Origin of the sequence: Novosphingobium sp. AP12 (assembly GCF_000281975.1) — a bacterium.
GTDB lineage: Bacteria > Pseudomonadota > Alphaproteobacteria > Sphingomonadales > Sphingomonadaceae > Novosphingobium.
Genome location: NZ_AKKE01000102.1, coordinates 1 through 4,181 on the forward strand (window position 1 = coordinate 1; position 4,181 = coordinate 4,181).

Below are 4,181 nucleotides of genomic sequence, written 5' to 3' on the forward strand. Positions count from 1 at the left end.
AGGCGCCCCCCTACTCGATTGTGCGCGCTCCCGCACTCATATCGTTTTTCGATATTATCGCTTTACAATAAACCGACTCGGTCTTATTGAATTTCGATATGACGCATATCGGAGAACGAACAATGTCTCTGTCCCTCCACGCCTACGGCCCGCTCCTTGCCGCCATCATGATCGCCCTTGCGGCCGCCGCTCTGCTGCCCGCTCCGCGCGTTGCGGCCCCTTCGCTCACAGGCAGGGCGGCGGCGAGCGCCGTCGTGGTGGTCGCTCGCGTGCCGGTGCTGATGTGAGCGGCCCCATCCGCTCGTTCACCCGCGATCCGCTGCTGGCGGTGGCGCACGGGTTCGTCCTTGTCGCGATGGCGGTGACTGCTTTCGTCGGCGCGGTGCTGCTGGTGATGGCACCGGTCATGGTTCTGGGCCGCGCCAACATCATGTCGCACATCGAAAGCGAGGATCTCGGCGGAATGACCGCGAACACGTTCGTCGGCATCGGCGGCATCATGCTGCTGCTGGCGGTGATGGCGCTGCTGGCCTTCCTGTTCCTGCGGCATCTGCTGCGGCTGATCGGCTCGGTCGACAAGGGCGACCCGTTCAACCCCGTCAACGCCACGCGCCTCGCGGCAATGGGCTGGCTGACCCTGGCGATCGAGACGATCTCGTTCCCGGTCGGACTGATCGCGGCCTGGATCGCGCAGACCGTGAAGGGTGCCGACAGCGATATCGACGTCGGCTTCTCGCTGACCGGCGTGCTGCTGGCGATCATCCTGTTCATCCTCGCCCGCGTCTTCCGCAAGGGCGCCGAGATGCGCGCCGAGCTGGAAGGGACGGTGTGATGCTGAAGTCCGCATGGAAGGTCTTCGCCGCCGGCAGCCGCTCGTTCGAGGACCCGCTGCTGGGAACGGCGGTGGTCATGCTCGCCATCGCGCTCGTCGGCGTGGTGATTTCCGAGGTGGCGGCGGTGATCGGCCTCGTCACCCTCTTGGCGACCGACGCACCCTGGGGGCATTCGCTTCGTGACGCGGCATGGGACCCGGCGAGCTCGCTGATCCTCGCGATCCTGGCGCTCTCGGTGATCGGCGGCGGCATCGGCAAGGTGCTCGCCATCATCGGCACCGTGGCGGAAGGCGAGCCCTTCGCCCCCGCCAACGCCGACCGGATCGAGAGCCTGGGTTGGCGCGTGCTTGAACTCGCGGTCATCGGCTGGGTCGCCGCTGGGCTGGAAGTGCCGATCGGCGGGACCTTCGGCGGGTTCGACATCGACGTGAGCCTGGAGGGCGGCAACGCGCTGGCCTTCGCGCTCGTGCTGTTCGTGCTGGCGCGGGTGTTCCGCCACGGCAACCGCATCGCGCGCGACCTGGAAGGCACGGTCTGATGGGCGATGAAGCCACCGAAGGCACGCAGATCGTCGTGCGCCTCGACGACCTTCTCCACGAGCGCCGCATGACGCTGACCGAACTGGCCGAGCGCATCGGCATCACGCTTGCCAACCTCTCGATCCTCAAGACCGGCAAGGCCAAGGCGATCCGCTTCTCCACGCTCGAGGCGATCTGCCGCGAACTGGACTGCCAGCCCGGCGACCTGCTCGGTTACGAGGCGCGGTAGCTCGAGCTTGCCTCACCGTCGCCGGTCCCCCTAGATGGCAGACGAGCAAAGGGGACGGGCAGGACATGACTACGAAACGCGGCCGGCGGCCGTTCGGGCCTCGCGATCCGCACGAGGGCCACCGGGTGTCCACCCCGCTCGAACTGCTGTTCGACCTCGTCATCGTCATTGCCGTCGCCTCGGCCGCCGAGGGGCTGCACCACGCGGTCGCCGGGGGCCATGCCGCCGGCGGCGTCGTCACTTTCGCGATGGCCTTCTTTGCGACCTGGTGGGCCTGGGTGAACTTCACGTGGTTCGCCTCGGCCTACGACAACGACGGGCCGGTCTACCGCCTCATCACCTGCTGGATCATGGCCGGAGCGCTGGCGATCGCCGGGGGTATCCCGCGCATGTTTGCCGGCCTCGACCTGACGCTGGTCATCCTGGGCTATGCCGCGATGCGGCTGGGCATGGTGGCATTCTGGCTGATAGCCGCCCGCAGCGATCCCCGTCACCGCAGGACGGCGCTGACTTACGCGATCGGCATCGCGGCGGTGCAGCTCTACTGGAACGTGGCGCTGCAATGGCTGCGGCCCGAAAGTACGGGAGCGGCGACGGCGCTGTTCGCCCTGGGGGCGCTTCTGGAACTCTCGGTGCCTCTCGTGGCGGAGCGGCGCGGGACCACGCCCTGGCATCTGCACCACGTCGCCGAGCGGCACGGCCTGCTCGTCATCATCGTGCTGGGCGAAGTGCTGCTGGCGAGCGCCAATGCCTTCACTTACGCCGACGGTGCGGCGGAGCATGCCGGTCAGCTGGTGCTGCTGGCGGTCTCCGCACTGGTCATCACCTTTGCGATGTGGTGGCTCTACTTCTCGCAGGAGGGGCCGCTCGACCAGACTGTGTTCGGAAGCGCCTTCCGCTGGGGCTATGCCCATGCCCTGATCTACGCGGGCGGGGCGGCGACGGGCGCGGGTTTCGCGGTGGTGATCGACGCGGTGGCGGGCGGCGGGGGACATGGCGGCCACTCCGGCTCGCCGCTGGCCGGGAACCTGACCGTCTCTGTGTCGCTGGCGCTCTACATGACCGGGCTGTGGTTCGTGCGGGACAGGCTGGTGCTGACGGGACCGTGGCGTCACGGCCTGCTCGCCTTCGCGGCGGCGGTGCTGGGCGCGGCGACCCTGGGAGAGCTGGCACTGCCGGCGACCGCGCTGCTCGTGGTGGCGGCCGTGGTGGCGCGCAGCCATGTCCGGTGCCGGCAAGGTTGACTCTGCCCGAGGTTTCCGCCATTGGCCCGCTCCGACCGGCGGGTTGATTCCCGTCGTTCAGCCGTCCGAGACAGTTGCTGGGGGTTTCCCCCTTAATCTGCAGCCTAGGCGGGGACAGAGAATTTACGGCTCCTTGCTCCTTCGAGCGTGGTGCCACTTTCGTGCTCCGGCACGATACTCCTTCCCCTTCGAACGGAATCGCCCGTGATGTGCCTGGCACATCGCGGACTACGTAGCCGGCTGCGGTGGGTTCGCCCTGTCGCAGCCATTGTGAAGGAGTAAGGCATGGATCGTTCGCAGAAAGCCGAATCGGTCGCCCAGCTCAACGAGATCTTCTCCGAGGCCGGCGCGGTGGTCATCACCCGCAACCTCGGCATGACGGTGGCCCAGTCCACCGCCCTGCGCGGAAAGATGCGTGACGTTGGTGCGGACTACAAGGTTGCGAAGAACCGTCTTGCCAAGCTTGCCATCGCGGACACCGACTATGTCGGTCTCGCCGACTTCCTGACCGGCCCTACGGGTATCTCCTCTTCGGTGGACCCCGTTGCAGCCGCCAAGGCCGTCGTCGAATTCGCCAAGACGACCGACAAGATCGAGATCGTCGGCGGCGCGATGGGTTCGCAGGTTCTGACCCCCGAAGGTGTCAAGGCTCTCGCCTCGATGCCCTCGCTCGACGAACTGCGCGCCAAGCTCATCGGCCTCGTTCAGGCTCCCGCGACCAAGATCGCCCAGCTCTCGACCGCTCCGGCGGCCAAGCTGGCCCGCGTCTTCGCCGCGTACGCCGAGAAGGAAGCCGCCTGAGCGTCAAGCCCAGCAGCACGTTTCTAACGATTTATCCCGTTGCCGCATGAGGCGGTGACGGGACCACAGATCAGGAGTTATTATCATGGCCGATATCGCCAAGCTTGTTGAAGAACTGTCGCAGCTCACCGTCCTCGAAGCCGCTGACCTCGCCAAGGCCCTCGAAGAAGCATGGGGCGTTAGCGCCGCTGCTGCCGTCGCTGTTGCCGCCCCTTCGGGCGACGCTCCGGCCGCTGCTGAAGAGAAGACCGAATTCGACGTGATCCTCACCGGCGACGGTGGCAAGAAGATCCAGGTCATCAAGGAAGTCCGCGCCATCACCGGTCTGGGCCTCGCTGAAGCCAAGGCTCTTGTCGAAGCGGCTCCCAAGGCCGTCAAGGAAGGCGTCAACAAGGCTGAAGCCGACGACATCAAGACGAAGATCGAAGCAGCCGGCGGCACCGTCGAGCTCAAGTAATCGTCTTTCCGGTTCGTCCGGACAGAAACAGGAAAGGGCGGCTCCGCAAGGGGCCGCCCTTTTCCTTGTGTGCCGGGC

Annotated in this window: 7 protein-coding genes; all 7 read left to right on the top strand. The window is 66.5% G+C overall.

Going from position 1 to position 4,181, the window contains the following annotated elements; genetic code table 11:
* Positions 1-122: 122 nt before the first annotated feature.
* On the top strand, positions 123-287 hold the full coding sequence (locus tag PMI02_RS27180; protein WP_007684272.1) for a hypothetical protein: 165 nt from the start codon (positions 123-125) through the stop codon (positions 285-287).
* A complete protein-coding gene (locus tag PMI02_RS15055) occupies positions 284-832 on the top strand; it encodes a DUF2975 domain-containing protein (protein ID WP_007684274.1) in 549 nt (182 codons plus the stop codon). The genes PMI02_RS27180 and PMI02_RS15055 overlap by 4 nt, the downstream gene beginning before the upstream one ends.
* Complete coding sequence (locus tag PMI02_RS25930; protein WP_007684276.1) at positions 832-1,371, top strand: DUF2975 domain-containing protein; 540 nt, start codon at positions 832-834, stop codon at positions 1,369-1,371. The genes PMI02_RS15055 and PMI02_RS25930 overlap by 1 nt, the downstream gene beginning before the upstream one ends.
* Positions 1,371-1,601, top strand: a complete 231-nt coding sequence (locus PMI02_RS15065) for a helix-turn-helix transcriptional regulator (RefSeq protein ID WP_007684278.1) — start codon at positions 1,371-1,373, stop codon at positions 1,599-1,601. The genes PMI02_RS25930 and PMI02_RS15065 overlap by 1 nt, the downstream gene beginning before the upstream one ends.
* A 65-nt stretch (positions 1,602-1,666) precedes the next feature.
* Entirely contained in the window at positions 1,667-2,845 is a 1,179-nt protein-coding gene (locus PMI02_RS15070; protein ID WP_007684280.1) for a low temperature requirement protein A, read from the top strand.
* A 285-nt stretch (positions 2,846-3,130) separates the two neighbouring features.
* Positions 3,131-3,646, top strand: coding sequence for a 50S ribosomal protein L10 (gene rplJ, locus PMI02_RS15075; protein ID WP_007684282.1), 516 nt, complete (start codon positions 3,131-3,133; stop codon positions 3,644-3,646).
* Positions 3,647-3,731: 85 nt separating this feature from the next.
* The gene (gene rplL / locus PMI02_RS15080) at positions 3,732-4,103 is read left to right on the top strand and encodes a 50S ribosomal protein L7/L12 (RefSeq protein WP_007684286.1); all 372 of its coding nucleotides are present in this window, start codon (positions 3,732-3,734) and stop codon (positions 4,101-4,103) included.
* Positions 4,104-4,181: the final 78 nt, after the last annotated feature.

Coding starts and splice junctions, on each gene's coding strand:
- PMI02_RS27180 (WP_007684272.1), top strand. CDS start 123: ATGTCTCTGTCCCTCCACGCCTACGGCCCGCTCCTTGCCGCCATCATG.
- PMI02_RS25930 (WP_007684276.1), top strand. CDS start 832: ATGCTGAAGTCCGCATGGAAGGTCTTCGCCGCCGGCAGCCGCTCGTTC.
- PMI02_RS15065 (WP_007684278.1), top strand. CDS start 1,371: ATGGGCGATGAAGCCACCGAAGGCACGCAGATCGTCGTGCGCCTCGAC.
- PMI02_RS15070 (WP_007684280.1), top strand. CDS start 1,667: ATGACTACGAAACGCGGCCGGCGGCCGTTCGGGCCTCGCGATCCGCAC.
- rplJ (WP_007684282.1), top strand. CDS start 3,131: ATGGATCGTTCGCAGAAAGCCGAATCGGTCGCCCAGCTCAACGAGATC.
- rplL (WP_007684286.1), top strand. CDS start 3,732: ATGGCCGATATCGCCAAGCTTGTTGAAGAACTGTCGCAGCTCACCGTC.